This window comes from Variovorax sp. V213 (assembly GCF_041154455.1).
Classification (GTDB): Bacteria; Pseudomonadota; Gammaproteobacteria; order Burkholderiales; family Burkholderiaceae_C; genus Variovorax.
Genome location: NZ_AP028664.1, coordinates 745,594 through 770,774 on the forward strand (window position 1 = coordinate 745,594; position 25,181 = coordinate 770,774).

The 25,181-nt window shown below is 64.9% G+C and carries 24 protein-coding genes; 7 read left to right on the forward strand and 17 right to left on the reverse strand.

Annotated features, from left to right (window positions below):
- Window positions 1-9 precede the first annotated feature (9 nt).
- Window positions 10-1,326, forward strand: coding sequence for an HlyD family type I secretion periplasmic adaptor subunit (locus ACAM55_RS03595; protein ID WP_369654704.1), 1,317 nt, complete (start codon window positions 10-12; stop codon window positions 1,324-1,326).
- Window positions 1,323-2,885, forward strand: coding sequence for a TolC family protein (locus ACAM55_RS03600; RefSeq protein ID WP_369654705.1), 1,563 nt, complete (start codon window positions 1,323-1,325; stop codon window positions 2,883-2,885). The genes ACAM55_RS03595 and ACAM55_RS03600 overlap by 4 nt, the downstream gene beginning before the upstream one ends.
- A gap of 15 nt (window positions 2,886-2,900) precedes the next feature.
- On the opposite strand, the gene ACAM55_RS03605 is transcribed toward ACAM55_RS03600, so the two are convergent.
- The 16 genes from ACAM55_RS03605 to ACAM55_RS03680 all read right to left on the reverse strand — a co-directional run bounded on the left by ACAM55_RS03605 (window position 2,901) and on the right by ACAM55_RS03680 (window position 19,494).
- Complete coding sequence (locus ACAM55_RS03605; RefSeq protein WP_369654706.1) at window positions 2,901-4,331, reverse strand: sigma 54-interacting transcriptional regulator; 1,431 nt, start codon at window positions 4,329-4,331, stop codon at window positions 2,901-2,903.
- 17 nt (window positions 4,332-4,348) lie between these two features.
- Window positions 4,349-6,325 (reverse strand): TadG family pilus assembly protein, encoded by a 1,977-nt coding sequence (locus tag ACAM55_RS03610; protein WP_369654707.1) that lies wholly within the window; start codon window positions 6,323-6,325, stop codon window positions 4,349-4,351.
- 9 nt (window positions 6,326-6,334) lie between these two features.
- On the reverse strand, window positions 6,335-6,829 hold the full coding sequence (locus ACAM55_RS03615) for a TadE/TadG family type IV pilus assembly protein (RefSeq protein ID WP_369654708.1): 495 nt from the start codon (window positions 6,827-6,829) through the stop codon (window positions 6,335-6,337).
- Window positions 6,826-7,311: a TadE/TadG family type IV pilus assembly protein gene (locus ACAM55_RS03620; RefSeq protein ID WP_369654709.1), complete on the reverse strand. Its 486-nt coding sequence runs from the start codon at window positions 7,309-7,311 to the stop codon at window positions 6,826-6,828. The genes ACAM55_RS03615 and ACAM55_RS03620 overlap by 4 nt, the downstream gene beginning before the upstream one ends.
- Window positions 7,312-7,347: 36 nt before the next feature.
- A complete protein-coding gene (locus tag ACAM55_RS03625) occupies window positions 7,348-7,770 on the reverse strand; it encodes a DUF3613 domain-containing protein (protein WP_369654710.1) in 423 nt (140 codons plus the stop codon).
- The gene (locus ACAM55_RS03630) at window positions 7,767-8,702 is read right to left on the reverse strand and encodes a tetratricopeptide repeat protein (RefSeq protein ID WP_369654711.1); all 936 of its coding nucleotides are present in this window, start codon (window positions 8,700-8,702) and stop codon (window positions 7,767-7,769) included. The genes ACAM55_RS03625 and ACAM55_RS03630 overlap by 4 nt, the downstream gene beginning before the upstream one ends.
- Window positions 8,699-9,664, reverse strand: a complete 966-nt coding sequence (locus tag ACAM55_RS03635; protein WP_369656329.1) for a type II secretion system F family protein — start codon at window positions 9,662-9,664, stop codon at window positions 8,699-8,701. The genes ACAM55_RS03630 and ACAM55_RS03635 overlap by 4 nt, the downstream gene beginning before the upstream one ends.
- Window positions 9,661-10,653: a type II secretion system F family protein gene (locus ACAM55_RS03640; protein WP_369654712.1), complete on the reverse strand. Its 993-nt coding sequence runs from the start codon at window positions 10,651-10,653 to the stop codon at window positions 9,661-9,663. Before ACAM55_RS03640 ends, ACAM55_RS03635 begins: the two co-directional genes overlap by 4 nt.
- Window positions 10,646-11,962, reverse strand: a complete 1,317-nt coding sequence (locus ACAM55_RS03645) for a CpaF family protein (protein ID WP_369654713.1) — start codon at window positions 11,960-11,962, stop codon at window positions 10,646-10,648. Before ACAM55_RS03645 ends, ACAM55_RS03640 begins: the two co-directional genes overlap by 8 nt.
- Window positions 11,963-11,970: 8 nt before the next feature.
- On the reverse strand, window positions 11,971-13,254 hold the full coding sequence (locus ACAM55_RS03650) for a CpaE family protein (RefSeq protein ID WP_369654714.1): 1,284 nt from the start codon (window positions 13,252-13,254) through the stop codon (window positions 11,971-11,973).
- A 35-nt stretch (window positions 13,255-13,289) separates the two neighbouring features.
- Window positions 13,290-14,657 carry a type II and III secretion system protein family protein gene (locus ACAM55_RS03655; RefSeq protein WP_369654715.1) on the reverse strand — a complete coding sequence of 456 codons (1,368 nt, stop codon included), beginning with the start codon at window positions 14,655-14,657 and terminating at the stop codon, window positions 13,290-13,292.
- A 48-nt stretch (window positions 14,658-14,705) separates the two neighbouring features.
- On the reverse strand, window positions 14,706-15,695 hold the full coding sequence (cpaB, locus tag ACAM55_RS03660) for a Flp pilus assembly protein CpaB (protein WP_369654716.1): 990 nt from the start codon (window positions 15,693-15,695) through the stop codon (window positions 14,706-14,708).
- Window positions 15,696-15,759: 64 nt separating this feature from the next.
- Window positions 15,760-16,275 carry a prepilin peptidase gene (locus ACAM55_RS03665; protein WP_369654717.1) on the reverse strand — a complete coding sequence of 172 codons (516 nt, stop codon included), beginning with the start codon at window positions 16,273-16,275 and terminating at the stop codon, window positions 15,760-15,762.
- A complete protein-coding gene (locus tag ACAM55_RS03670; RefSeq protein ID WP_369654718.1) occupies window positions 16,276-16,455 on the reverse strand; it encodes a Flp family type IVb pilin in 180 nt (59 codons plus the stop codon). It lies immediately after the preceding gene.
- A 424-nt stretch (window positions 16,456-16,879) separates the two neighbouring features.
- On the reverse strand, window positions 16,880-18,235 hold the full coding sequence (locus ACAM55_RS03675; RefSeq protein WP_369654719.1) for a murein L,D-transpeptidase family protein: 1,356 nt from the start codon (window positions 18,233-18,235) through the stop codon (window positions 16,880-16,882).
- Between the two features lie 62 nt (window positions 18,236-18,297).
- Complete coding sequence (locus tag ACAM55_RS03680) at window positions 18,298-19,494, reverse strand: tetratricopeptide repeat protein (protein WP_369654720.1); 1,197 nt, start codon at window positions 19,492-19,494, stop codon at window positions 18,298-18,300.
- Between the two features lie 237 nt (window positions 19,495-19,731).
- On the opposite strand from ACAM55_RS03680, the gene ACAM55_RS03685 reads away from it, so the two are divergent.
- Complete coding sequence (locus ACAM55_RS03685) at window positions 19,732-20,748, forward strand: Bug family tripartite tricarboxylate transporter substrate binding protein (protein ID WP_369654721.1); 1,017 nt, start codon at window positions 19,732-19,734, stop codon at window positions 20,746-20,748.
- Between the two features lie 101 nt (window positions 20,749-20,849).
- On the opposite strand, the gene ACAM55_RS03690 is transcribed toward ACAM55_RS03685, so the two are convergent.
- The gene (locus ACAM55_RS03690; RefSeq protein WP_369656330.1) at window positions 20,850-21,635 is read right to left on the reverse strand and encodes an IclR family transcriptional regulator C-terminal domain-containing protein; all 786 of its coding nucleotides are present in this window, start codon (window positions 21,633-21,635) and stop codon (window positions 20,850-20,852) included.
- Between the two features lie 139 nt (window positions 21,636-21,774).
- Here ACAM55_RS03690 and ACAM55_RS03695 point away from each other — a divergent pair, with 139 nt between their 5' ends.
- The 4 genes from ACAM55_RS03695 (at window position 21,775) to ACAM55_RS03710 (ending at window position 25,154) form a co-directional block, all read left to right on the forward strand.
- On the forward strand, window positions 21,775-22,476 hold the full coding sequence (locus ACAM55_RS03695) for a 3-oxoacid CoA-transferase subunit A (RefSeq protein WP_369654722.1): 702 nt from the start codon (window positions 21,775-21,777) through the stop codon (window positions 22,474-22,476).
- Window positions 22,473-23,129: a 3-oxoacid CoA-transferase subunit B gene (locus ACAM55_RS03700; RefSeq protein WP_369654723.1), complete on the forward strand. Its 657-nt coding sequence runs from the start codon at window positions 22,473-22,475 to the stop codon at window positions 23,127-23,129. Before ACAM55_RS03695 ends, ACAM55_RS03700 begins: the two co-directional genes overlap by 4 nt.
- 30 nt (window positions 23,130-23,159) lie before the next feature.
- The gene (gene pcaF, locus ACAM55_RS03705) at window positions 23,160-24,365 is read left to right on the forward strand and encodes a 3-oxoadipyl-CoA thiolase (protein WP_369654724.1); all 1,206 of its coding nucleotides are present in this window, start codon (window positions 23,160-23,162) and stop codon (window positions 24,363-24,365) included.
- Window positions 24,366-24,566: 201 nt separating this feature from the next.
- A complete protein-coding gene (locus ACAM55_RS03710; protein ID WP_369654725.1) occupies window positions 24,567-25,154 on the forward strand; it encodes a thioredoxin family protein in 588 nt (195 codons plus the stop codon).
- Window positions 25,155-25,181 lie beyond the last annotated feature (27 nt).

Here is a 25,181-nt window from a genome sequence, read left to right on the forward strand (position 1 = left end):
GACCGCGAATTGAAATCAGACCTGCCGCAGATACTTCAGGACGAAGACCAGAGGCGCGCGGCGCATGCATCGCCCGAGGGCAGGCGCCGCCAGTGGGTGATCGGCGGCGTGGTCGCGGTGCTGGCCGTGGTCGGCCTGGGCTTTCCCATGGAGACCGTGGTGGTGGCGCCCGGCCGCGTGATTCCATCGGACCGCGTCAAGTCGATCCAGCATCTGGAAGGCGGCATTGTCAGCAACGTGCTGGTGAAGGAAGGCGACCGCGTGAAGCAGGGCCAGTCGCTGGTCGAGATCGACCTTGGCGGCAGCGGCCTCAACCTCGAAGAACTCACCGCGCGGCATGCCGCCACGCTGGCCACCCGCGTCCGGCTCATGGCCGAGAGCCGCGGCCAGGCCCTCAGGCGCGAGAGCTTTGCCGCCGACATCGACGCGAGTGTGCTGGAAGGCGAAGCCGGCGCGTACGAAGCGCGCGCGCTCGAGCAGCGCGGCGTGATGGCAGGCGCGGTGTCGGGCCTGGAACAGGCACGCAGCAAGCAACTCGAGCAGCAGGCCAAGGTGAAAGGCCTCAACGACCGCCTGGCGCTGATGCAGAAGGAACTTGAAATCTCGGAGCAGCTGCTGAGCGAAAAGCTGGTCGGACAGGTCGAGGTGCTGGAGAAGCGCAGGCAGGTCGAGGGCGTGCGAAGCGAGCTGGCGGTGGCGCGCCAGGGCGCCATCTCGGCCAGCGCGGCCATCACCGAGGCGCAGGCCAAGATGGCCGAGGCCGAAGGTCGATTCCGGCGCCGCGCATCGGACGAACTCGCGACCGTGGAGCGCCAGTTCGCGAGCCTGAGCGAAGACCTGGCGCGCGCACGCACGCAGCGCTCCCGCACGATCGTGAAGGCCCCTGCCGACGGCATCGTCAAGGGGCTGCGCAGCGGCAGCCCGGGCTGGGTCATCAAGCCCGGCGAAGCCATCATGGAAGTGGTGCCCGACAAGGACGAGGTCATGATCGAGGCGCGCCTGAACCCGAACGACCGCGGCTTTGTCGAGGTGGGCCAGGCGGCTCGCGTGAAGGTCACGGCCTACGATTACCTTCGCTACGGCGCCGTCGAAGGCAAGGTCACGCTGGTGGCCGCCGATGCCGACCGCGACCCGGCCATTGCCAACGCGGCACCCTACTACCGCATCCTGATCAGCACCGGGCAGGCCTATGTGGGGCAGCCGGAGAACCGCATCACCGCCGGCATGGAATCCGAGGTCGACCTGAAGGTGGGGACCGATCCGTTCATCTGGTACATCCTTCGTCCGGTGCTCAAGCTGCGGCGCGAAGCCTTCCGCGAACCATGAGGGCGAGCATCTTGACGGGCCGGCGCCGAATGGGCCGCGGTGTCCTGTGCACGGCACTGTGCGCCAGCTTCGCGATTCCGCCGGGCGCAATCGCGCAGGAACAGCAGGAAGTGCCGGCGCAGCTGATGGCCGCACGCCGCCTTTCCGCGCCCTCGATCGGCGCCGCGAGCTATGCCCAGCGCGTGAAGCAGGCACTCATCCTGCTCTCGCAGGACTACCCCGAAGTGCAATCCGCGCAGGCCGCCGCCAACACCAGCAGCTTTGGCGTGGATGCCGCGAAGAAGGCCCGCTACCCGCGCTTCAAGATGGGCACCGCGTCCGGCACCTACAACAGCGGCGCGGCCAATGCCAGGAGCGAGAACTACACCGTGCTGACCGCCGAGGCGCGCGTAAGCCTGATCGACGGCGGCGCCATGAGCGCCGCGGTGCGCGCTGCCGAAGCGGGAAACCAGGCCGACGACGAGGCCGTGGTGACTACGTCGCAGAAGGTGGTGCTCGATGCGCTGACCGCTTATCTGCAGGTGCAGCGCTTCGACCTGAAGAAGCAGATCGCGCGCAAATCCACCGAGGTGGTGGCCGAGCTTTCGAAAGCCGAAGCACGCCGCGTTGCGCTCGGCGCCGCCGGCGAGAACGACCTGAACATGGCGGCCGCGCGCCGCGCGAGCGTGGCCGCACGCGAGTCCGACTTCCAGGCCCAGCGCGACGAGGCGCTGGCCAAGTTCAACACGTATTTCAAGTTCACGCCCAACACCGATTCGCTGCCCGTGCTCGCGGCACCTGCGTTCTGGCGCATCGCCTCGCAGGACGAAGCCCTGCGGCGCGCGGAAGAACGCAGCACCGAGATCGCCGAAGCCAAGGGCCGCGTGGCGCGGGCCCAGGCCCTGGTCGACCAGCAGGAAGCGAGCATCTACCCGACGGTGGACGCGGTGGTCGTCAAGAGCAAGGATCCGCGCGGCGTGTCGCCGCAGGACCCGACGCGTGCGGCCTTCGAGCTCAACTGGAACTTCGGCAACGGCTTCGACCGGCAACTGCGGCTGAAGTCGGCACTGGCCGAAGTCGCCAACCAGGAAGCCAAGCTCGAGGGCGTGAAGCTCAACCTGCTGGAACTCACGTCGGCCTCATGGTCGCGCACGGTGTCCGGACGCGAACGCGAACGGCAGCTGATGGAAGCCGTCAGCACCTCGGGCCAGGCTTTTCGAGGCCGGCGCCGCCTGATGGAGTTCGGCCGCGAGACCTTGCCCGCCGTGCTCGACGCGCAGCTCGACTACTACAACCTGCTGTTCGACTATGTCGATGCCGTGTTCGACCTTCGCATCAGCGAGTTGCGCCTTGCACGCACCACGGGTGAGCTGCGGATCGATCCCGATGCGAGCAATGCCTGGATCGACCGCATCTTCGGACCGCCGGGCCGCCCCGCGCTGAGCGAAGACGGCCTGCTCACCGCGCTGTGCATCTCGAGCAATGCGAGCTGTGCCAGCGAGCCCGTGACCGACCGCGGCGCCGCCGCGACCGCATCGAACCCGCCGCTGCGCCGAGCCGATCGCCTGGCGATCCGTTAGTAAGCCGGGGTGGGCTCAGGCATCCTCGGGGATGCCGGGTTCGCCGTCCAGGATCTGATACTTGCGCATCTTTTCCCACAGCACCTTGCGGCTGATGCCCAGATGCTGCGCGGTGTCCTGGCGCTTCCAGTCGTTGATCTCCAGCGCCGCGATGATGCGGTTGCGCTCGCTGCTGTTCCAACCCTTGCGGTCGCCATTGCCATCGAGCGCGATGCCGTTGCCGCCGCCGTTGTACCCATTTCTGTCGCTAGAGCTTGCAGTGGGCGTCGGCGTGCCGCGTGTGAGCGCAATGGCGCGCTGGATCAGGTTCTGGTCCCACGCGTGCAATTGCCGCGCAATCACCCCCACGCGCTCGGCCAGGTTGCGCAGCTGCCGCACGTTGCCCGGAAAGTAGGTCTCCGCGACCGCGTCGCTGAGCCAGTGCGGCGTTTCGCCCAACGCTTCGAGCTCGTCGCCCAGCACATTGGCCAGCAGCGCCTTGAAGATCGCGATCTTGTCGATCTCGCCGCGCACTTCGAGGCTGGGCACATGCAGCTCGATCACCGCGAGCCGGTAGAACAGGTCGGCACGGAACTCGCCGCTCGCCACCATCTCCCGCAGGTTGCGGTTGGTGGCGGCCACCAGCCGAAAGTCGACGCGAATCGGCGCCGTGGCACCCAGCCGCGTGACCGCGTTGTCCTCGAGCACGCGCAGCAGCTTGACCTGCTGGTACTTCGGCAGGTCGCCGATCTCGTCGAGAAACAGCGTGCCGCCCGTCGCCTGCTCGAAGTAGCCGCGGTGCGCATGCACGGCACCGGTGAACGAGCCCTTCGTGTGGCCGAAGAAGAGCGACTCGAACAGGCCGTCGGGAATCGCGCCGCAGTTCACCGCCACGAACGCGCCCTTGCTGTAGTGCTGGTGCCCGAGATGGAGTTGCTGCGCGATGCGTTCCTTGCCCACCCCCGTTTCGCCGCGCACCAGCACGCTGTGGTTGCAGTCGGCAAAGGCGCCCACTTCGGCGAGCAGCGATTTCATCGCCTCCGAATGCGCCACCAGCACGTCGGGCGCCTGCGGCGCCACGTCGCGCGCGCGCAGCTGCCGCACCAGCTTGGCCACCATCGTGCGCAACTCGGCGCAGGTGAAGTCGTAGGGCAGAACGTGCAGGTACTCGGGCGGGTAAGTGCGCGAGTCGCGGTCCCGCGAAGCCGCGGCCACCCAGATCACCGGCATGCCCTGCAGCAGTTCGGTGGCATGCGCCAGCCCCCCGCCGTCGATGACCGTGACGCTGATGATCGCGACCGAAGGCCGAAGCGCAGTGCCGCGCTCCTGCTGAGGAGGCGGCATGCCGTCGGCCCGGATCACCTCGACGTCGAAGCTCGCCATGCACCGCGCGATACGATCGAGGATGTCGGCCTTGCCTTCCCAGACAAAGAGGTCGAGTTCGTCGAAGTTGGGGGGGGAACTCATGTCGAAAATTATGCGTGTCAATAAACGAGTTCGGCACCCTTGGAGCAGCTCAGGCGGGCACCGACTTCCGTTTGGGCGAGGCTGGCGCCAAGCACGTCGCCCAGCAAAGCGGTCAACAATGGATCAAGCAACGGACCCAGTAAATCCGAGACTACGCCTTGAAGAGCAGTGACGACCCCGCTCAGTGTGTTGGTCAACGCTGTGAGAACCCCCGGAAGGCCACCATTAGGCGCCGTTGGCGGAATGGTGGTCATCAGATTGCTCAAACCCGAGAGAGTGTTGCTCAAGCTGTTCACAACGTTCTGCGTCGAAATGGCAAGGTATGCAGGTTGCCCGTCCAGGTCGGGCGGATTCTGAAAGAACTGCGACTGGGTCGTTGCGCCGATGGGAAGCTCAGCTTTCAGTCCGAGGCCGCCGCCGTAGAAGGCCTTGCGATGCGCGGTATCGCAGCTGAGCTTGCCAATACCGAGCGGTCCCAGTACGCACGACTGAGAGCCGATGTCGATGATCGGTAACGAGCTGACCACTGGCGCTGTACTCGATGCAAAGGCGTTGGCCTTTGCAAGCGCAACTGTCGCACCCAAGTTGCCGATACGCAAGTTTGCGATCGAGGTAACCGTTTGCGCGGTGAGTGACTTTGCATCTGCTGCGCAATTGAAATCCGTCACGTGAGATGAACCACCCCCTGCATCCAGGCTGATGTCGAGCCTCAGCGGTGCCGGCAGGATCTTGATGTCGGTCACATCTCGCGTACATCCCAGAACGCAGTTGAGGAGGTTCGTGAGCCCAGTCACGAGATTGAGACTGAGAAGATTGTTCAGCAGATCGGTGACGGGCGTAGCCGCTGCAAGAACGGCGTTGGCTACATCACTCACTCCATTTAAGGCTGGCAGATCGATCGAAAAGAATGTCCGGACCTGGGCCGTTCGCACGTAGATCTGGTTTGGTCCGGTGGGATTGAGCTTGGCGAGTGCCGGATTGCCCACGGCAGACATTTGCGGCGGCTCGATCACCTTGATGCTGGCGCTAACCCCCGCAAGGTTTACATCTGCGACCACCCCGTTTTTTCCATTGGCTGCTTGGACCACGCCCTGCAGCAATTGGAAAACCTGAATGTTGGTGTCCAACCCCGCCGCATCGGTGCCGGCCTGCGCGCCCAGCAGGTTTCCGAGCTTCAGCAGAGGCTGGGCGGGGGCGGCATTGGCAGCGATCTTCACCAGGTTGAGAGCGTCGATCGCCGCTTGGGCCGTACCCCCGTTCCGTTGGAGTGCATTGATCATGGCCTGTACCAACGTGCCCACCGCAACATCGGCGGCCAGAACCTGGTCATACTTCCCGGCCCCGATACCCAGCTCAAGCGCCAGTTCGTCGAGAAAAGTCAGCAACTTGAGTTCGGTGGTGATCAAGCCGTTCCAACCCACAGCGTCGAGGTTGAGGCTGCCCCCCAAAAGCCCGCCGAACACCGCGTTGAGCAAAGGAGATTGGGTGTCCACGCTGACGAGCGTGCTGCGAATATTCAAGGCCGCTAACGGGTGCCGTTGAGCCGCCAAAGCGTCGACGGCAACAGGTCTTGGCTGGTTGCCGGGAATACCTGCAAGCAGCAGCGCCGGAGTTCTGTTGATGGTGACTCGCACGGCATTGAATTTTTGGCCGCTCTCCGGCGGCCCGAAGTGCGGAGCCGTCGGCCTGGATGCGGGATCCCAATGGCCGCACACCACGCTGTCTGCTGCGACCGGGGCCAGTCCAGTCGGAAAGTTCCGTGCAGCATTGGCAATTGCTGCCGCCGTTGCAGTCATGCAGCTATCTCCTTCGAGCACCTGTGCACCCGCCAGTGCAGCGAGGTCCGCCGTCTTCTGAAGTTCGCGTTTCAGAAAGAACAGGTAGCCCAGCTCGGTGCCCACGAGAACGATCACCAGAAGACTCAAAGCGATGACCGAATTGATGACTACCGACCCGCTTTGCCGACCTGGAGTTCTTCGATTGAATGGATGCATCTTGCGCCGCTACGAAGAGGATCTGGTCGCCGTGGCCTTGCCAAGCAGGCGGTCGGGCATCCAGCTTCCGGTGAGAGGAATGGGCGGTAAAAGCGGATTGGCCCGGTACGGGTAGGTCACTTTCACTGCAACCTCGCCAGATGAAAAGTTCACTTCAGGAGGGGCGTCGGCCATCTTTATGCGGAGCCATGTCTCTTTCGACGAGGGAGCAGTGCCCGCAGCGGCAGGGGTAATCATCGAGAGTGCCAGCGACCGGTAGATCGCCGTTCGAACATTGGCCTGCAGGTCCGCGGCAGGCGTGTCGCTGCGAAAAAATTGAGCGGCTCTCGCGCCATCCTCCGCTGCCCGGGAGACAACTTGCTGGACATAGAGAACGCCGCAGAACGTAACGAGGCCATAGATGCCCAGGAACAGGACGCTGAAGACGAGGGCGAACTCGATTGCTGCGACGCCTCTCTGTTGGCGAGATATGGCCCGTTCGAGTTTCAGGCGAGCGGACTTCACAACGACCTTCCATCGAGCAACATGCTGGCCTTGCCCGCAACCCGGTCGGGCACGGCAAAGCTGGGAAAAGCGGGGAACAGCGCTTCTATGCCGTCGACCGTGACCGTGACGACCATCTGGCAACGGTTGCTCCAAGCCAACCTGCAATCAGGTTCCTCTTGCTGGCAGTCATCTGCTCCAGCGATGCAGATGTCTGCCACGACGTCCAGATTCGCTTTCAGAGACGCAGGCAACCAGCCAGAGCGATCGACCGCCACACCGCGGGCTATTTCTTTTCTTGTATTCAGCCCGCTCTGATAGCGCAGCCCGGCGCGGGCACCGTCTTCCGCGGCGTTCTGCAGGCTCATGCGCATCGTTAACAAGAAGCCGTAGCAGATGACGGCATAAAGCAGCGCAAAGACGATCAGGAACACAAACGCAAACTCGATCGCATACACCCCGCGCTGGGCACGCCCGTTTTTTGCGTGGTCGCGTATTTCCATCGTGTTTCTCTTTGCGACGCGGATCGGGCTCGTTGCTTAACGAGACCCGGACGAAGAACCACCGCCACCATTGGACTTGGTCACCGTCGAGCCAAGGTGCTCGGGAATCGGATGTTCGAAGCTCTTGATGTAGCGCTCGTAGCTGCGACTGGCAACGCTTCCGGCAATAGGCCGGGGCGTGGGCGATCCAATTTCTCCGCTGCGTTGCCAGGCAAGCAGGTTTTGCGTCGCATCACCGAGCAGCAGTGGCGGTGGGTCGAGTTCTTCGGCCTCGGCCGGCGCGGCCTGATTCTGTATGGGCTGGGCAACGGTTGGCATCGCGACGGCCTTTGCACCCGCATCATCTGATCTGCCCGTATTCGCTTGCGCGAAGGCGTTCGTTGCCATGAAGAGAAGTGCGGCGGTCAAGGCCGCACGAACGGGCAGCGAGGCGATCCGTTCGGTGGATTCGGGGTTCATGGTGTACCTCGTGGGATCGAGTTCGGGGAGAAGGGCGCTTCGGCATTCGACGCCGGCGGATTCGTCTGGATCGCAGTCCTCGTGCTGCCCGCGCCTGTCCACCGGGACGGCTTGAGAGCAAGGGGCGCAACAATCGGCTCACCGCGGGTCGAGGCCGGTGCCGCGGCAACGATGGGGGCGGCCAGTCCGCCTGGTGCACGCAGCTGCTGCGCCGCTTCGCGCACGGCCATGCGCGTTGTTTCGGACATGCGGTTCGCGTCCATCAGCGCTGTGGCTTGATCCCGCTGATTGGTTACTTCCAGATAGAGCGCAAGATTGGCTTGTGCCTGCGTGCTGTCCGGACGCAACTGGAGCGCCTGCATCAATGGAAGCCGCGCCTGGTCGATCTGGCCGGCGCGCAGCTGGGCATAGCCGAGATCGCTCAGCAACAGCGCATCGGTCGGCGTGCGGCGCTGCGCCTGTGAAAGCAACTGCACCGCCTCGGCGTAGTTGCCGCGCGCGCCTGCGAGCAGGCCCAGTCCACGATAGCCCGCGCTTTCCAGCGGCGTGCCCATCAGGCGTTTGTACGCGGTCTCGGCGGCGGCAGCCTGCCCTGTCTGGCGCAGCGCTTCAGCACGCGCGCGCGAGGACTCGGGCGATACGCTCCAACGCTGTTCGAGCGCGTCGATGTGCGCGAGCGATGCAAACCACAGGTCTTCTTTCTGCATCTGCTCGACAAGCCTGAGATATGTGGCCTGGGTGTCCACGGACGCCCCTGCTTTCGTATCCGCAGCCGCCTCGGCAGCCTTGCGCTGTTGCGCATCGGCGCTGGCGGCGTATTGATCCTTGAGGCCGGCGCAGCCTGCGGCAGAGAGGGACACAGCGGCGGCGGTGGCGAAAGCCAGTACACGGCGGGCGGGCTGCAAGCCCATGCAAAGGGCGGATGGTTTCATTTGGCGGCGGTTCCCAGTGCGCGGAAGATCGCAAGAAAGGCGGGGCCCGCCGTGACGATGACCAGTGCGGGCAGCAGGGTGGTCACCATGACGGCAGTCATCTTCACCGTGATCTTTCCGATTTTTTCCTTCATTTCGGAACGCCGGTGTTCGCGCAGCCGATCGCTGAAGATGCGAAGCGGTTCCTGTACGGCGCCGCCGTGCTTGTCGACCTGCACGAGCAAGGACACGAGTCCGCGCAGGTTTTCGTTCTTGTGCAAGGTCGCAAGGCGTTGCAGCGAATGCTCGCGGCTGCGGCCGCGGCTGTACAGGTTGTTGGCCAAGGTCAACTCGTAGCCGAGCACGCGCAGCACATGCGAGAAGTCGCTGGCCATGATCTGCAGGCTCTGGTCCAGGCTGAGGCCAACGCCTTGCAGAAGGCGCAGCAAATCGATGAACAGCGGAAGCTCCTGGTTCGCTCGCTCGCGCCGTGAGGCGGCAAAGCGTCCGAGCACCCATTTCGGCGCCATGAAGCCCGTGACGAGTGCGACCGCCAGCACGATGGTGACAGTGCGCTGCTGATGGCCTGCGCTCCACAGCACATAGGCGAGAAAGGGAAGAAAGAATGCCAGAAGAACACGGGTCACCAGAAAGATCAGCTGAGCGCGCTTCGAGGAAAGGCCGCACTGGTCGATGAGATTCCGGTCTTCGTCTGCCACGAATGCCCGACCGATTCTTGAATCGAGCCAGTGGAACGGCAGTTCGATGTCCGGCTTCGCCGAGGCGCCGGTCTCTGCGGTCGAATCGGCGGAGGCTCTCGATGCTTGCGGAGCCGTCACGACCTGCTGGATGGCACGGTCGATGACTTTGCCGCTGCGTGTGCGTCGCAACTCGGCCGCAATCAGCGCGCCAGCGCCAGCCATCAAACCCAGGGCCAACAACGTCAGACTAACGATCGCCAGTTGATCGGAGGTCATGGTCATGTCAGTTTTGCCAATCGGTAGAGGAGCGCCGCGCCAAACAACTGAAAGCCCCCTGCAGAGAGGACCATCATTCGACCGGTCCCGTCGTTCCACATCCCCAGGAAGTAGCCGGGATTGGTCAGGATGAAGAAGGCGCCCACGCTCACAGGCAGCAATCCAAGGATCCACGCAGACAGCCGGGTTTCAGAAGACATGGCGAGCAGCTCATGCTCTGCCTGCTCGCGGTCGCGCATGAAGTTGCCTACACGCTCCAGCAGCAGGTCGGAGCGTCCGCCGTAACGCACACCCAGGCCGAGAATGGAGGCCAGCAGGAACATCTCCTCGATGCGGACATTGCTGGCTGTCTGGTGCAAGGCGCGGTCCAGATCCATGCCCGCGCGCACCAGAGATGCCGAACGTTCCAGCTGGGCTCGCAGCGGAGCCTCCGTGGTGGCGATCGCAAGCTGAAACGCCGCCTGCGTGGAGTTGCCGATGGTGATCAGCCGCACCATCGCATCGATATATGCGGGCAGCTGGCTGATCATCTTTCGGCGGAACTTCTGCAGACGCAGCCAGACCGCGAATACGGCGAGGAGCACCAACAGGGTGAGCGCACTCAACGCCGCGATCCAGCCCCCAAACAGTCCGGCGATCGCGGCCAGCGCCACGATGGCGGCCAGGCCCAGCGCGGCGGTGCGCGCATCGATCACGCCTATCAGCCATTCGGGCAGGGCCTTTTCAAGAAGCCCGGGGGGGGCGGTGGCCGGGGTGGTTGCGTCGGCGTTGAGCCATGGGTCCGTGGTCACGCCCATCATGAGACTGTCGTTGGCCGGATCCCTCGAAGGCATTGGCAGCGGCGCCGCAGCGGCGGTGCTGGCCAGAATCTGCTGGTTCAGGTGCCGCTCCGCCGCCTGGCGTGCCTGGCGCCCCTTTGCCCACTGCCACAGCAGCAGCCCCGCGGCCGCAAGCAGCAGCGCGATGCAAGCCACTGTCAGCAGGACTTTAGCCACGGTTGTCTCCCTGCTGGGTCCGCGACAGCGACTGGCGGAAGCGCGTGATCTTGGGCGAATGCGGCGCAATGCCGAGCGAAATCCATCGATCGCGTTCCTCGCCATCGGGCGACACAATCGGTTCGTAGCGGTAAAGCTCCTGCATCGCGACCACGTTGTCGTTGACGCCGGTGACTTCACTCAGCGAGATGATTCGACGCTGGCCACCTGAAAGACGCCCGATCTGCACGATGAAATCGATGGCATTGGCGATCTGCCGGCGCAGGCTGACCTCGCTGCCCTGATAGCCGGCGAAGCCCGCGAGCATCTCGAGCCGGTAGAGACATTCGCGCGGCGAGCTCGCGTGGATGGTGCCCATCGAACCTTCGTGGCCCGTGTTCATGGCCTGCATCATCTCGATGACTTCGGCGCCGCGCACTTCGCCCACGATGATGCGGTCCGGCCGCATGCGCAAGCTGTTGCGCAGCAGGTCGCGGATCGACACCACGCCCGTGCCGTCAAAGCCGCCGGGGCGGCTTTCGAGCCGAACGACGTGGCTGGTGCCGAGCGACAGCTCCGCCGTGTCTTCGATGGTGATGACGCGCTCGCGCGCGGGAATGAAGGTTGCTAGCGCATTGAGCAGCGAGGTTTTTCCCGAACTGGTGCCGCCACTGACGAGGATGTTGCAGCGCGCGCGCACGGCAATCTCCAGCAACTGCGCCATGCCCGCGTCAAAGGTGCCGAGCTTCACCAGATCGGCCGGCGTGAGCGGCTCCTTGCGGAACTTTCGGATCGAAACCGAGAGCCCGTCGATTGCCAGCGGCTCGATGATCACGTTGATGCGGCCGCCATCCGGCAGGCGCGCGTCGACCATCGGGTTGGATTCGTCGAGCCGGCGCCCGAGCGGCGCGAGGATGCGGCGCACGATGCGCATCACATGCTCTGCATCGGCAAAGCGCACGGTCTCGCGCTCCAGCATGCCGTGGCGCGACACGTACACGTTCTGGTAGCCGTTGATCAGGATGTCTTCGACGGCGGGATCGTTGAGCAGGTCTTCCAGCGGGCCAAAGCCCGCAAGCTCCTTGGTCAGTGCATCCGAGATGAGCTGCATCTCGCGGTCATTGATCGGAACGCGGCGCAGCCGGACGAAGCTGTCGACCTCCAGTTCGACGAACTGCTGGATCGACGCGCGCGACCAGCGGCCGAACTCCGCGCCGAGCTCTTCGATGCGGCTCAGCAGGTGGTCGTGCGTCCAGCTCTTGATGTCCTGGAACTGCTGGGAATTGATGAACGCCTGGTCGTCGTCGGCGAATTCGAGATCGTTGGACATGGGGCGGTTCAACCTTGACTAGAGCTTTTCCAGAAGCCGGCAATTTGCGACATTCGCGCGACCCAGCTGGATTCCTTGGCCGGCGCCTGGCCTGCTTCGGACATGTATTCCTGGTTCAGTCCGCGTGCGAGGCCGGCTACGGCCTGCGAATACGCGTCGTTGCGTGCGGTGCGCACCAGCATTTCGCCGCGGCTCGCGGCCGCCAGCAGTTGCGTGCTGCGTGCCGGCACAACATGGTGCAGCGGCAGTTCGAGCCGCTCGGCAATGTCCTTGGCCGGCAGCCCGACCTGGCTGTCGAACTTGTTGACCACGAGCGACAGCCGATCAGTCTCGACGCCGCGCGCGCGCAGTTCCTTGAGCATGTTCGCCGTGGAGACGATCGCACCGATGCTCTGGTCGCACACCACCCAGCTGCGCTGGGCTGCCTTCACGGTCTGGGCGACAAAGTCAAGGGTCGAAAAGCCGCCGAGGTCGGCGATCTGGAAATCGAAGAAGTCGCCGAGCCGCTTGATCAGCGCCACCGAATCCGCATGCGAGATCTCGCGTACCTGCGCGAGACTCGTCGGCAGTGGAAGCACAGCGACGCCGCTCGTGTGGTGGGCCACCGCGGTGTGCAGCAACGTCTGGTCGAGGCGTCGCAGGTTGCGCACGCCATCGACAAAGCTGAAGCCGCTTTGGGTGTCGAGATACAGAAGACCGTCGCGGGCGGGCAGCCCGAGATCGAGCAACGCAACTCCGCGGCGCGTGTTGCGACCATGAGGGAGCGTGGCCGACTGAGACAGCTGGTCGTTGAGCATCAGAGAAAGGCTGGCCGCGAGGGTTGTCACGCCGATGCCGGGGCGGGCGCCGAGCAGCGCAAGCGTGCATCCGCGGGCGCGGCTTTGCATGCTGCTTTGACGATCGAGCAGCTTGCGCAGCGTATTGATCGCATCGGTCGGCGGTGCGCTCATGTCGACAAAATCGTCCACCCCTGCACGCAGCGCGGCGAGCATGGAAGCCGGCTCGGCCGAAACGCCTGTCGCCAGCACCGGCAGCGTTGGCCACTCGCGTTTAAGGCGCTGGTGAAGTTCGCTTGCCGCAGTGGCGTGGTCTCCCGAGAAATCGAGAAAGACCGCCGCGGGACCAAGCATGGCGATGCGCTCGTCGATCGACTTGGCCTCGGATGGAAGGATCACCACCGCGCCCAGCCGGCCGAGTGCGTCGGTCAGCCAGGTGATGTGGCTGCTGTTCGGCGATGCGAAGAGATAGGTCTCCGCACCGGTTTCGGGAAGGCTGTCGCGTGGAGCGTTCATGGCGTCGGCCACTGGCTTTGTGAAGGTTGTTTCCGTCAACGCGAGAAGCCCGGCACGGTCGTACCCGAGGCCGGCCCCAGCAGATGCGCACGCCACACCGGGCCATCGCGTTGCTCGGCACCACCCGGCAGGTACGGACCAAGATCCGTGCCGCGCGCAATGGGCTTCACCAGATGCGGCGTGACAAGGATCACCAGTTCCTTTTCGCTCATCTGGTACTTGTTCTGCTTGAAGAAGGTTCCGAGCACCGGGATATCGCCGAGCAATGGAACCTTGTCGGCGTTCGAAGTCGTGGTGCGGCTCACCAGGCCGCCGATGATGAAGCTCTCGCCGTCGCCGAGTTCGACCGTGGTGTCGGCCCGGCGCGTGCTGATCGCGGGCACCGCGACACCGCCAATGCTGAGCGAGTTGGTGTAGTCCAGGTCGCTGGCCTCGGGCGCCACCTTGAGCACGATGCGGTCGTTCGAGAGCACGGTGGGCGTGAGCGTGAGGCCGATGCCGAACGGCTTGTATTCGATGCTCGTGGTGCCCAGGCCCTGCGGTGCCGGCACGGGCAATTCACCGCCGGCCAGGAAGCTTGCGCTCTGGCCCGACAGCGCCACCAGCGTCGGTTCCGCAAGCACGCGGGCCATGCCGTTGCCCTCGAGGAAACCGACGTTCAGGCCGAGCCCGGCCTTGCCGAAGTTGAACAGGAGGCTGAAGGCTTGGGCGAGCGGGTTGTTGTATTCACCGCTGATCGAGCCATCGCTTCCGAACGTTGCGGAGCGCAGCGACGACGGCGTGAACACGCCGAAGCTGAAGCCGTTGGAGTTGGCGCGCGTGCTGAAGATGTTGAGGCCGGCCTGCTTGAGCACGCTGCGGTTGAACTCGACGATCTTGACTTCGACCTGCACGGTGTTGCTTCGTACGTTGATGACGGAGCGGTCGATCAGTGCCGACTTTTCTCCGCCGGCGGCCATCGCCGCGTCGCGCGCTTCCTGGTGCGCAGCCATGCTGTTGAGCGAGCCAGAGAGCGTGGAGGCGCGGCGCCGCACTTCGAGCGCATAGACCGTGGCGGTCGACTGGCCCTTTTCCCAGACCATGAGCGTGGTCCGCCCCGCAGCCTTGCCGGTCACGATGAGGCGCGCGGCCGGCGAGTTGGGCGATTGGCGGGTGAGCGCGACACCGGCCACCGTCTCGTCGGCGATGGCCATGCGCTCGATACCCTTGCCGATCAGCAGTTCCTTTTGAGTGCCAGCGTCGATCCGCAGTTGAAGTGCGGGGCGAAGAGACGTCGCCTCTGCCGGATCTGCGGCTGCGGAGACCCCAGGCCAGACGCCCGAGGCCAGCAGGCACAGCACAGCGAGTGCTGGACGCAGTGGACGGGCCGGACCGGCTGTTTTCGCGAGAGGGGCGATCGTCATGGAGTTCGTTTCCTGCGTGGCATGCATGGGCATGCCGCTTGTTGCTGATCAGTAGTTGATGGTTTCGCTGCGGTCGCCACGAATGACTTCGACCTTGAGTCCACCGCGGGAGTCTTCGGTGCGAGCCGTCGGAATCCGCGCAGCAGCAATAGCCGGCACGCGTGAGGCGCTGCCCGGCTTGCCGCCGGTCACGAAATCCGCCGTGGTGATGCCGGCCTGCGCGCGGTCCAGGCCTTCCAGTTGCGGGCGGCGCGGTTCGCCGGCTTTTGGCGGAGACGGCTGCAGGGCGGTGGGCAACTCGGCAAAGAGTTTCGGATCGGGTTCCGACATGTCGGTGGGATTGCGCAGCGCCAGGATCAAGCGGCCGCTGTTCTCGGCAAGCGTGAGCCGGTTGACATCGTCCACCGGCACTGCGAGCACGGCAGTCCGGGCCGCCTCGGCGCGCTGGGCCTGCTGTGCGCCACCGTTCTTGTCCATCTTGGAAGGCAGGCCATCGACGGAGGCGCTGCCGTAGGCCAGCACGCGCTTGCGCGACAGGAAGAGGCGCGCCTGGCTGCGGTCGATGTCCTTGCCGTCGGACTTGAGCATCAGGAACACGTCGACGAAGTCGCCGGGTTGAACCTTGTTGCCCACACCCATGATCTCGTCGGCCTTGATGGCAACTGCACGTTCGCCTTCTGCGACGCGCAGGGCCAGACCGGAAACGAGCTGGCCTTGGAGAAGCGGCGAGCCTTCGCCCAGATCGATCACCGGCACGCGCCCCGCGAGCAGCGCGGTGTCCTGGAAGGCGCCCACGGGATTGATCGTCAGGCGTTCGATGCGAAGTGCATCGGCCGGGATCGCCTGGCCCGCAGGAAGCGGCTTGGCCGCCACGACCACGGGGAAGGTCTGCGCCTGGACAGCCTTGCCGGGAGCGGCGGCAGAGGGGGCGACTGCGACGGGCGGCGGGGGCTGGCGGCTGAGCATCCACGCATAGCCGCCGAGCGCGAGGGCCAGGAGCACGAGGATGGCGGCGATGATTTTGGTGAGATTGATCATGGGCGGCGTGTCAAGGAGGAGCAATTCGAGAGCTATCGAAGAACAGCTCGTGGTGGCGGAGCGACTAGCCGCTCTGTCGACCCCAAACCATCCACACCGCGGCGGCCAGCGCGAGATAGGCCGCATAGGGAATAAAGCGAACCCGAGGAGGTGAAGGGTTGCCATCTGCCGCCGACCAGGGCCCGAAAAGCAAGAGCGAAAACCGGGGGAAAACTGGCCAGCGCCGAAGAATCAGCCAAAGCGCGGCATGAAGGCTGGCGAGGAGGCTGCCGATGAGCCAGACGGGGAGCAGCGCCGAAAAGCCGACCCAGAGTCCGAGCGCTCCAGCAAATTTCACGTCGCCGGCTCCCATGACTCCAAGAGCGTAGAAAAGCAGCAGAAAGCCAAAAGCCACGCCTGCACCGAGCAGGGCGGCAGCCCAGTCGTGCGTAACAGGCGCCATCCCCAATGTCAGTGCCGCAACAGCCAAGAAGGCGCCTGCGAGCACAAGCCAATTGGGGACGCGGCGTTGCCTGACGTCATAAACGGCAATGAAAAGCAACCACATCAAATAGGCTGATGTCATTGCTTGCAGCGCCATTTAAGCAGCAGCGATAGCGGTCTTGATGTTGGTCCAGATAGTCGACAGGTTTGCGCCTATTCCGTCGTTACCAGTAATTGCCGTAATCATCACAACCGAAATCAATCCCGCAATAATTCCATATTCAATTGCGGTAGCACCTTCTTCATCGCGCAGAAAACGAGTAATAGAGCGAAGCATTGATTTCCCCTTTAAGGAATTGTTAACAACAGTGACGACAGGTGGATGTTATACGGCGTAACTCTGTGTATCAACAAGAGGTACCCATGGGGTAGGAAGGTTCCTGTGCTGGCCGCAGGCCCTAAGCAGGAACGCGGCCAACCCCGCGTCGTCCCAAGACGCGTTCAAATTTCAGAGGAGGAGTTAACAGTCCGGCGACCATTCTTCCCTCTGGCAACAGAGGTACCCATCCCATGAACAGGGGACGTCGTTACTGTGCGGACGGAACGCGCACAGGGCCGACGTTACGGGAACAAGCGCGTTACGTGTTACGTAGCACGGATGCCATGAGGCAAAATGTAACGGCCAAGTTTGGGCCTGCATCTGAGAAAAAAATCACGGATTCCGGGCATGACCCCCCTGCCAGCAGGGCCGAAAGTCAGGTTCAGCCCAGGATTTCTTCGTGAAAGAGCTTCCACTCGCTGCCTTGGCGCAGCCAGTACTGGCGCCGGGTGCGCCCGCTCTTTTCGCCTTCGAAGACTTCTCCGAAGGTGGCGACCATGGTTTCGTCGCCGTCGCGCCAGTGCAGATATGACATGTCCTTGAACTGGACACGCTTGCCTTGGGCGTATTCCACTTCGTCGTGGAGCACTGAAAATCCTTCGAGGGATTTTTTGTTGTTGTTGCGCTGGAATTCCGGCAAATAGAATTTCTTCAATTGCGCTTCATTGCCGTTGGCCCGTGCATCTTTCCAGGCCGCGATGGCACTGGTGAATGACTGGGCTTCTTTTTGGGCCTGCGGCTGCGAGATCCATTGCAGGCTGCGGGCGGTGACCACCGGCGTGGCGCCGATCTGCACCTTGCGCAGGAGCTGCTTCAGGTCGGGGTTGGCCATGACGACGCAACCGTCGCTCGCCAGCGGTGCGCGCGCAAACTGCTGGGGCGGGGTGCCGTGCAGCCAGATGCCTCCACCGGTCTTGCCGCGCCGCACGTCATACGGGTTGGGGTAATTGATGGGAAGCGCACCGGCGCCGTAGAAGTCGCGCAGCGACTTCGGATCGAGGCTGCTGGTGATGTAGTAGACCCCCAGCGGTGTACGCGCATCGCCTTCCGCGACCTTGCCAATGCCCGACTTGCCGACCGACACGTAGTAATCGGCCACCAGCTGCAGCCCCTTGTCGGAGTTCTCGAGCAGATAGAGCCGCGAGCGCGAGGCATCGACCGCAATGGCATAACGGCTGCGCGTGGACAGCGCCAGGAACTGCGAAGGCACGGTGCCGGCCGGCGGCCTGTCGCGCAGGGCCTGCAGGCGCCGCTGCGATTCTTCGCGCAGTTCGGCCATGGCCGGATCGCTGCGCAGGCGTGCGATGCCCGAGGCATCGGAGAAGGCATGGGCCGGTGGTACCTGGGTTGCAAGCAGGTCGGCGTAGACCAGCTGGGCCAGCTGAAAGTTGGGGTAGTCGCGCACCAGGTCGCGGGCCTTGGCGAGCGCGGGCCGCGCCTGGCCGCGGCCGAACAGTTCATACACGGCAATCAGGCGGGCCTCGGCGCCGTTGGCTTCCTGAAGGGCGGCCGAAGATGCAGCCGCCTTGCGCGGCGTGGATCCTCTGGCTGCGTTTGCGGTGCCTGCGGCGGCAGCCTTCTTCGCCCGCGGTTTCGCTTCTTTGGCGGCCTGGTGCGCCGGTCGGCTGCCGTCGGCCTTCGGCTTGGTGGTGGAGGTGCCGCCTGGCTTGGTGGAGGCGGTGGCCGAGCCGGGCGCCGCCAGCAAGAGGACCGACGCCGCCACGAGCGCCGCAAGCATGTTCCCGCCGTGCCGGAACGGAGGGTTCTTCGGAAGCCGGCCGCGCCGGACGATGTCCGCCACTACCCCCCGACGCTTTCCTTGCGAATTTGCCATTGGTTGCCGGAGCGCTGCAGCTCCAGTGTCTTGCGGCTCGAGATGTTGAGGTTGTCGGCGCGATAGATCTGGCGGAACTTGGCGGTCGCGGTTTGTCCGTTGACGTTGATGGCCAGGTTCTCGAGGTTCACGCTGATGCTCGACTTGCCGACGATCCGCGCGCGGCGTTCTTCTTCCCAGCTCTTGCGGCTTTGTCCGCCGCCGGGATTGAACTCGGGGCCGTAGGCGCCAAGGTAGCGCTCCATGTCCTGCGACGCCCAGGCAGCGGCCCATCCGCGCACGGCCGATTCCACCTCGGCCGTCGAACCGGGCGTTGCTGCCGCTGCCGCGGCCGGCGCGGCTGCAGCTGTGGATGCGGATGGCATCGAAGCCTCGGGCGCCTTCGCCACCACCACGGGCGGTGCCGGTGGCACGGGCGTCGGCGCTGCCGCCGGCGCGGGTGCAGCTGCTGCCTTGACGGGCGCTGGCGTTGGTGCAGGTGCAGGCACGGGGACGGGCGCGGGTGTTGGGGCGGCAGTTGTCTTCGCGGCAGGTGCAGGCGTAGGCGCAGCAGCGGGCGCGGCAGTCTTTGCGGCAGGCGCGGCCGCCAGCGCGACCGCCGCAGATTTACCGCCCACCGGTGCCGGGGTGAACAAGGTGCGGATCACCGCCAGCTTGGGTTGCACCGCCGTGTTGTTCTGGTCGAGTTGCAGCGCCTTGCTATAGGCCTGGCTGGCCAGCCGCGCATACACGTCGCCGAGGTTCTCTTGCGCCGTGGCATAGCTCGGGTTGGTGCGAATCGCGCTTTCGAGCGCGCTGCGCGCCTTGTCGAACTGGTTCTGGCTCGCGTAGATCACCGCGAGGTTGTTGTACGGCTCGGGTAGTTCGGGCGCGTCCTGCGTCAACTGCGTGAATGCGGCGATGGCTTCGGCGCGCTTGCCGGTATCCAGCTGGATCACGCCCTTCAGGAAGCGCATCTGCGGATCCTTCGGCTTGTCCTTCAGGAAGGCGTCGGCGCGCGACATGGCCTCGTCGAGCTTGCCGGCCTGCATGAGCCGATCGACCTCATCGTGCTCCGCTGCGGCAAACGCGGGCAGTGCGATGCCGCAGGCGGTGGCCAGGAGCAGGGCACGCACGGTGGGGGAAAAGCTGAAACGGGCGCGCGGCAGGGGGCTCTTGGGCATTGCGGACGAGACCTCGTAGTGGGGGGAGGGGTGATGCGGCAGGGATTGTAAGTGGGCAGTTAACCTTCGGACACAACGTTGACGCAGGCCAGTCGCATGCCGACGCATTGCGCCGCCGACGGCCGCATGACCACATCCATGAATACGCATCGACTTGCGCAATTCATCCTGATCATGTAACGTGATGTAAGTACAACGACAACAACGTCCCTCCTCTTCTCTCTCTCTGGAGTCATCTTGAAGATCACCAAACGCCGCCTGCTCGAAGGCGGCGCAGCGGCAGTTGCCGCATCGCTTTTTGCACCGGGCTCATGGGCACAGCGCACCGGCGCCGGTGCTGCCGGCGGCGACGCCGCATGGCCGACCAAGCCCGTTCGCATCCTGGTGGGCTTTCCCGCCGGGGCCTCGCCCGACCTTGCAGCCCGTGCCATCGCGGAGCCGCTGTCGAAGATCCTGCGCCAGCCGGTCACGGTCGAGAACAAGCCCGGTGCCAGCGGCAATCTGGTGGCGGACCAGGTGGCCAAGGCCAACGACGACCACACCATCGGCGCACTGATCAACGGCAACCTCACCATTGCGAAGCTGCTCAATCCCAAGCTCAGCTTCGATCCGGAAAAAGACTTTGCACCGGTCGGCCTGATCGGCACCGCGCCGCTCGTGCTGGTGGTTTCGGGCAATGCCACGGGCAAGACCGCGGCCGACCTGCTGCTGTGGACGCGCAACCTCAGCAGCAACGGCAAGTACGGCACGCCCGGCGTGGGAACCGTGGGCCACCTGGGCATGGAGCTCATCAAGAGCCGCGCCGCCATCACGGCCCAGCACAAGCCCTACACGGGCAATCCGCAGGTGATCGCCGGCCTGCTGGCGGGCGAGATCCAGTTGGCGCTGCTGCCGCCCGGCCTGGCCATGCCGCATGTGAAGTCCGGCAAGATCAAGGCCATCGGCGTGACATCGCCCGAGCGCAGTCCGCTGGCCAACGACCTGCCCACGATCCGCGACGCCGACGTGCGCGGCGCCGATCTGGAGATCTGGACCGCGCTGGCCGCCCCTACGGCCATGAAGCCGGCCGCCATTGCCAAGCTCAATGCCGCGCTGGTCGAGGCGATGGGCTTGCCCGAAGTGAGCGAGGCGCTGCTGAAGACCGGCTGGCAGGCGCAGCCGGGCACGCCCGACGCGCTGGCCAAGCGCATGCGCTCCGACACGGCGCGGCTGGGCGGCGTGATCATCATGAAGGGCATCCACTCCGACACTTAGACGGGCCCCGAAGCGCCTTCGGCGCCTCCCCCCACTGGGGGGCGCATCCAGCGGCCCGGCAAAGCCGGTTCCGCGGGTGCGCTGGACTGGGTCGCTCCCAGTTACAGCAACCGCGAGATTCTTTTCGCGGCCTCCATCAGCGCCGGCAGCATCGTCTCCTGCATCACCTTGGCATTGGTGCGATTGGCCTGCCCGGTGATGTTGAGCGCGGCCACCATGCGGCCCTGGCGGTTCACGATGGGTGCGGCCACTGAAATCAGTCCTTCTTCCAGCTCCTGGTTCACCAGGCACCACTGCTGTTTGCGCGCCTGCGCCACCTTGGCCATCAGTGCGTCGACGTCGGTCACCGTGTGCTTCGTGAGCGCCGTGCGTTCCGAGGCTTCGAGCCGCGCGCGCACCTCGTCGTCGTCCAGGTCGGCCAGCAGCAGGCGGCCGAGCGACGTGCAGTACGCCGGCAGCCGCGAGCCCACGCCCAGGCTGATGCGCATGATCTTCTGCGTGGGCACGCGCATCACATAGACGATGTCGGTCGCGTCCAGCACGGCGGCCGAACAAGACTCCTGCACCTGCTGCACCAGCGCTTCCATCACCGGCTCGGCGCGGTTCCATATCGGCATCGACGAGAGATAGGCAAAGCCCAGGTCGAGGATGCGCGGCGTGAGCGTGAAGAGCTTGCCGTCGGTCACCACATAGCCCAGCGTCTGCAGCGTGAGCAGGATGCGCCGCGCGCCGGCCCGCGTGAGCCCGCTGGCGGCCGCCACCTCGCTCAGCGTCTGCCGAGGCGCGCTCGCGCTGAAAGAGCGGATCACCTGGAGACCGCGTGCGAACGACTGCACATAGCTGTCGCCGGGGGCTGGCGTGTCGGGTCGTGTCGTGTGGGTTGCCATATCGAGCATTCGTCTTTAGAATTCATTATACGAACAAATGTTCTTTAGACGAACAATTTTGCGATTCGCAGAATCGAACGATTGTTTGGCGGTTTGTTCGCAGGGTTCGATTTCTTTTCAACTCCCGGAGACAGGCTTCATGATCAACAAGATCGCGCGCTCGGTCGCCGATGCCCTTGTGGGTATCCAAGACGGCGCCACGGTTCTCATCGGCGGCTTTGGCACCGCCGGCATTCCCGGCGAACTCATCGACGGTCTCGTCGAGCAGGGCGCCAGGGACCTCACCGTGGTCAACAACAACGCCGGCAACGGCGAAACCGGCCTTGCCGCGCTGCTCAAGGCCGGGCGCGTGCGCAAGATCATCTGCAGTTTTCCTCGCCAGGCCGACAGCCAGGTGTTCGACGGGCTCTACCGCAGCGGCAAGATCGAACTCGAACTCGTGCCCCAGGGCAACCTGGCCGAGCGCATTCGCGCCGCGGGCGCGGGCATCGGCGCCTTCTTCTGCCCCACGGGCTACGGCACCCAGCTCGCGGGCAACCGCGAAACGCGCGAGATCGACGGCCAGCAGTACGTGCTGGAGTACCCCATCCACGGCGACGTGGCGCTCATCAAGGCCGAGCGCGGCGACCGCTGGGGCAACCTGGTCTACCGCAAGGCCGCACGCAACTTCGGCCCAGTGATGGCCACGGCGTCGAAGAGGACCGTTGCCACCGTGCACGACATTGCCGAACTCGGCACCCTCGACCCCGAGGCCATCGTGACTCCGGGCATCTTCGTGCACCAGGTGGTGCGCATCGAACGCGTGGCGACGCAAGCCGGCGGTTTCAAGAAGGCAGCATGACCATGAGCAGCACCAACTACACACGTCGCACCAAGGACCAGCTCGCCGCCCGCGTGGCGCAGGACATCTTCGACGGCGCCGTCGTCAACCTCGGCATCGGCCAGCCCACGCTGGTGGCCAACCATCTGCCGAAGGGGCGCGAAGTCATCCTGCAGAGCGAGAACGGCATCCTCGGCATGGGCCCCGCACCAGAGGCCGGCCAAGAAGACTACGACCTCATCAACGCCGGCAAGCAACCCGTTACGCTGTTGCCGGGCGGCTCTTTCTTTCACCACTCCGACAGCTTCGCGATGATGCGCGGCGGGCACCTCGACATCTGCGTGCTCGGCGCGTTCCAGGTGTCGGCCACCGGTGACCTCGCCAACTGGCACACCGGCGAGAAAGACGCCATTCCTGCCGTCGGCGGCGCCATGGACCTTGCCATCGGCGCCAAGCAGACCTGGGTGATGATGGACTTGCTCACCAAGCAGGGCGTGAGCAAGCTGGTGAAGGAATGTACCTATCCGCTCACCGGCATCGGCTGCGTCAAGCGCGTGTACTCCGACCTCGCCACGCTCGAATGCACGCCCGAAGGCCTGAAGCTCGTCGACCTGGTCGAGGGCCTCCGCCTCGAGGAACTCGAGAAGCTCGTCGGCCTGCCGATCGCCGCCTGATCCATTTCAAGCACACGGAGACAACTCACCATGACCACCCAAGCCTTCATCTGCGACGCCGTTCGCACCCCCTTCGGCCGCTACGGCGGCTCGCTCAGCAGCGTGCGCGCCGACGACCTCGGCGCAGTGCCGCTCAAGGCGCTCATGGAACGCAACAAGAATGTCGACTGGCAGGCCGTGGGCGACGTGCTCTACGGCTGCGCCAACCAGGCCGGCGAAGACAACCGCAACGTGGCGCGCATGTCGACGCTGCTGGCGGGCCTGCCGCTCGAACTGGGCGGCGCCACCATCAACCGCCTGTGCGGCTCCGGCCTCGATGCAGTGGGCACGGCCGCCCGCGCCATCCGCGCCGGTGAAGCCGGCCTCATGATCGCTGGCGGCGTCGAAAGCATGAGCCGCGCGCCCTTCGTGATGCCCAAGGCCGAGAGCGCCTTCAGCCGCAACAACGCGGTGTACGACACCACCATCGGCTGGCGCTTCGTCAACAAGCTCATGAAGGCCCAGTACGGCGTCGACTCCATGCCCGAGACGGCCGAGAACGTTGCCACCGACTACAAGATCGAGCGCGAGGCGCAAGACCTGATGGCGCTCAACTCGCAGCTGCGCGCCGTGGCCTCGCAGAAGTCCGGCTTCTTCGACGCCGAGATCGTGCCCGTGAGCGTGCCGCAGAAGAAGGGCGACGCCATCATCGTCAACAAGGACGAGCATCCGCGCGAAACCAGCATGGAGTCGCTCGCCAGGCTCAAGGGCGTGGTGCGCCCCGATGGCACCGTGACGGCGGGCAATGCCAGCGGCGTGAACGACGGCGCCTGCGCGCTGCTCTTGGCCGACGAAGCCAGCGCCGCCAGGCACGGCCTCACGCCGCGCGCCCGCGTGGTCGGCATGGCCACTGCCGGCGTGGCGCCGCGCGTGATGGGCATCGGCCCCGCGCCCGCCACTCAGAAGGTGCTGGCGCTCACCGGCCTCACCATCGACCAGATCGACGTCATCGAGCTCAACGAAGCCTTCGCGGCGCAAGGCCTGGCCGTGCTGCGCCTGCTGGGCCTCCAGGACGACGACGCGCGCGTCAACATCAACGGCGGCGCCATTGCGCTCGGCCATCCGCTGGGCGCCAGCGGTGCGCGCCTTGCAACCACCGCGGTGAACCAGCTGCACAAGAGCGGCGGCCGCTACGCGCTGTGCACCATGTGCATCGGCGTGGGCCAGGGCATTGCGGTGATCCTGGAACGGGTCTGAGAAGCGCGCCGGGCGCGGCCTGCTGCCCGGCTGATTGGCTCGATCGAGACGGGGCGCGCACACCCGCCTTGTGCAACGTAGTGTGTTGATTTCCAGCCTCGACACAGAGGCATACGCAATGTGCGCCGGGGGCTCGATGGGCGGAAAACAATCCGCCCGTCATCCACCAGCGCCCATCGCGCATCGTCCGAGGAAATCACCATGAAGCTCTCCCGCATTGCCATCGGCGCGGCCATTGCCGCGTCGGTAGGCGCCCTGACGTTTGCCGCGACGCCGTTCGGCGGTGATGCGCCCGCTGGCGTGGCGCGCGCTGCGCCGGAGTTCCAGAGCATCGACACCTGGCTCAACTCGCCGCCGCTCCAGCTCGAAGCGTTGCGCGGCCAAGTGGTGCTGGTCGACTTCTGGACCTACACCTGCATCAACTGTCTCAATCATCTGCCGCACGTGAAGGAGTGGCACGAGAAGTACAAGGACAAGGGCCTGACCGTGGTGGGCGTGCACACGCCGGAGTTCGCGTTCGAGAAATCCACCAGGAACGTGAAGGACGCCATCCAGCGCCTGCAGATCAGGCACGCGGTGGCGCAGGACAACAGCTACGGCACCTGGAAGGCCTTCAACAACCAATACTGGCCCGCGGTGTACCTGATCGACAAAGCGGGACGCATCGCCTACTCGCACTTTGGCGAGGGCAGCTACGCCGCCACCGAGAAGAAGATCCAGGCGCTGCTCGCGCAGCCCTACCCCCCTGCCAACGCCGCTGCCACGGCGCCGAGCGGGAACCCGAAATGAGGAAGCTCTGGTTCGCGCTGCTGTTCC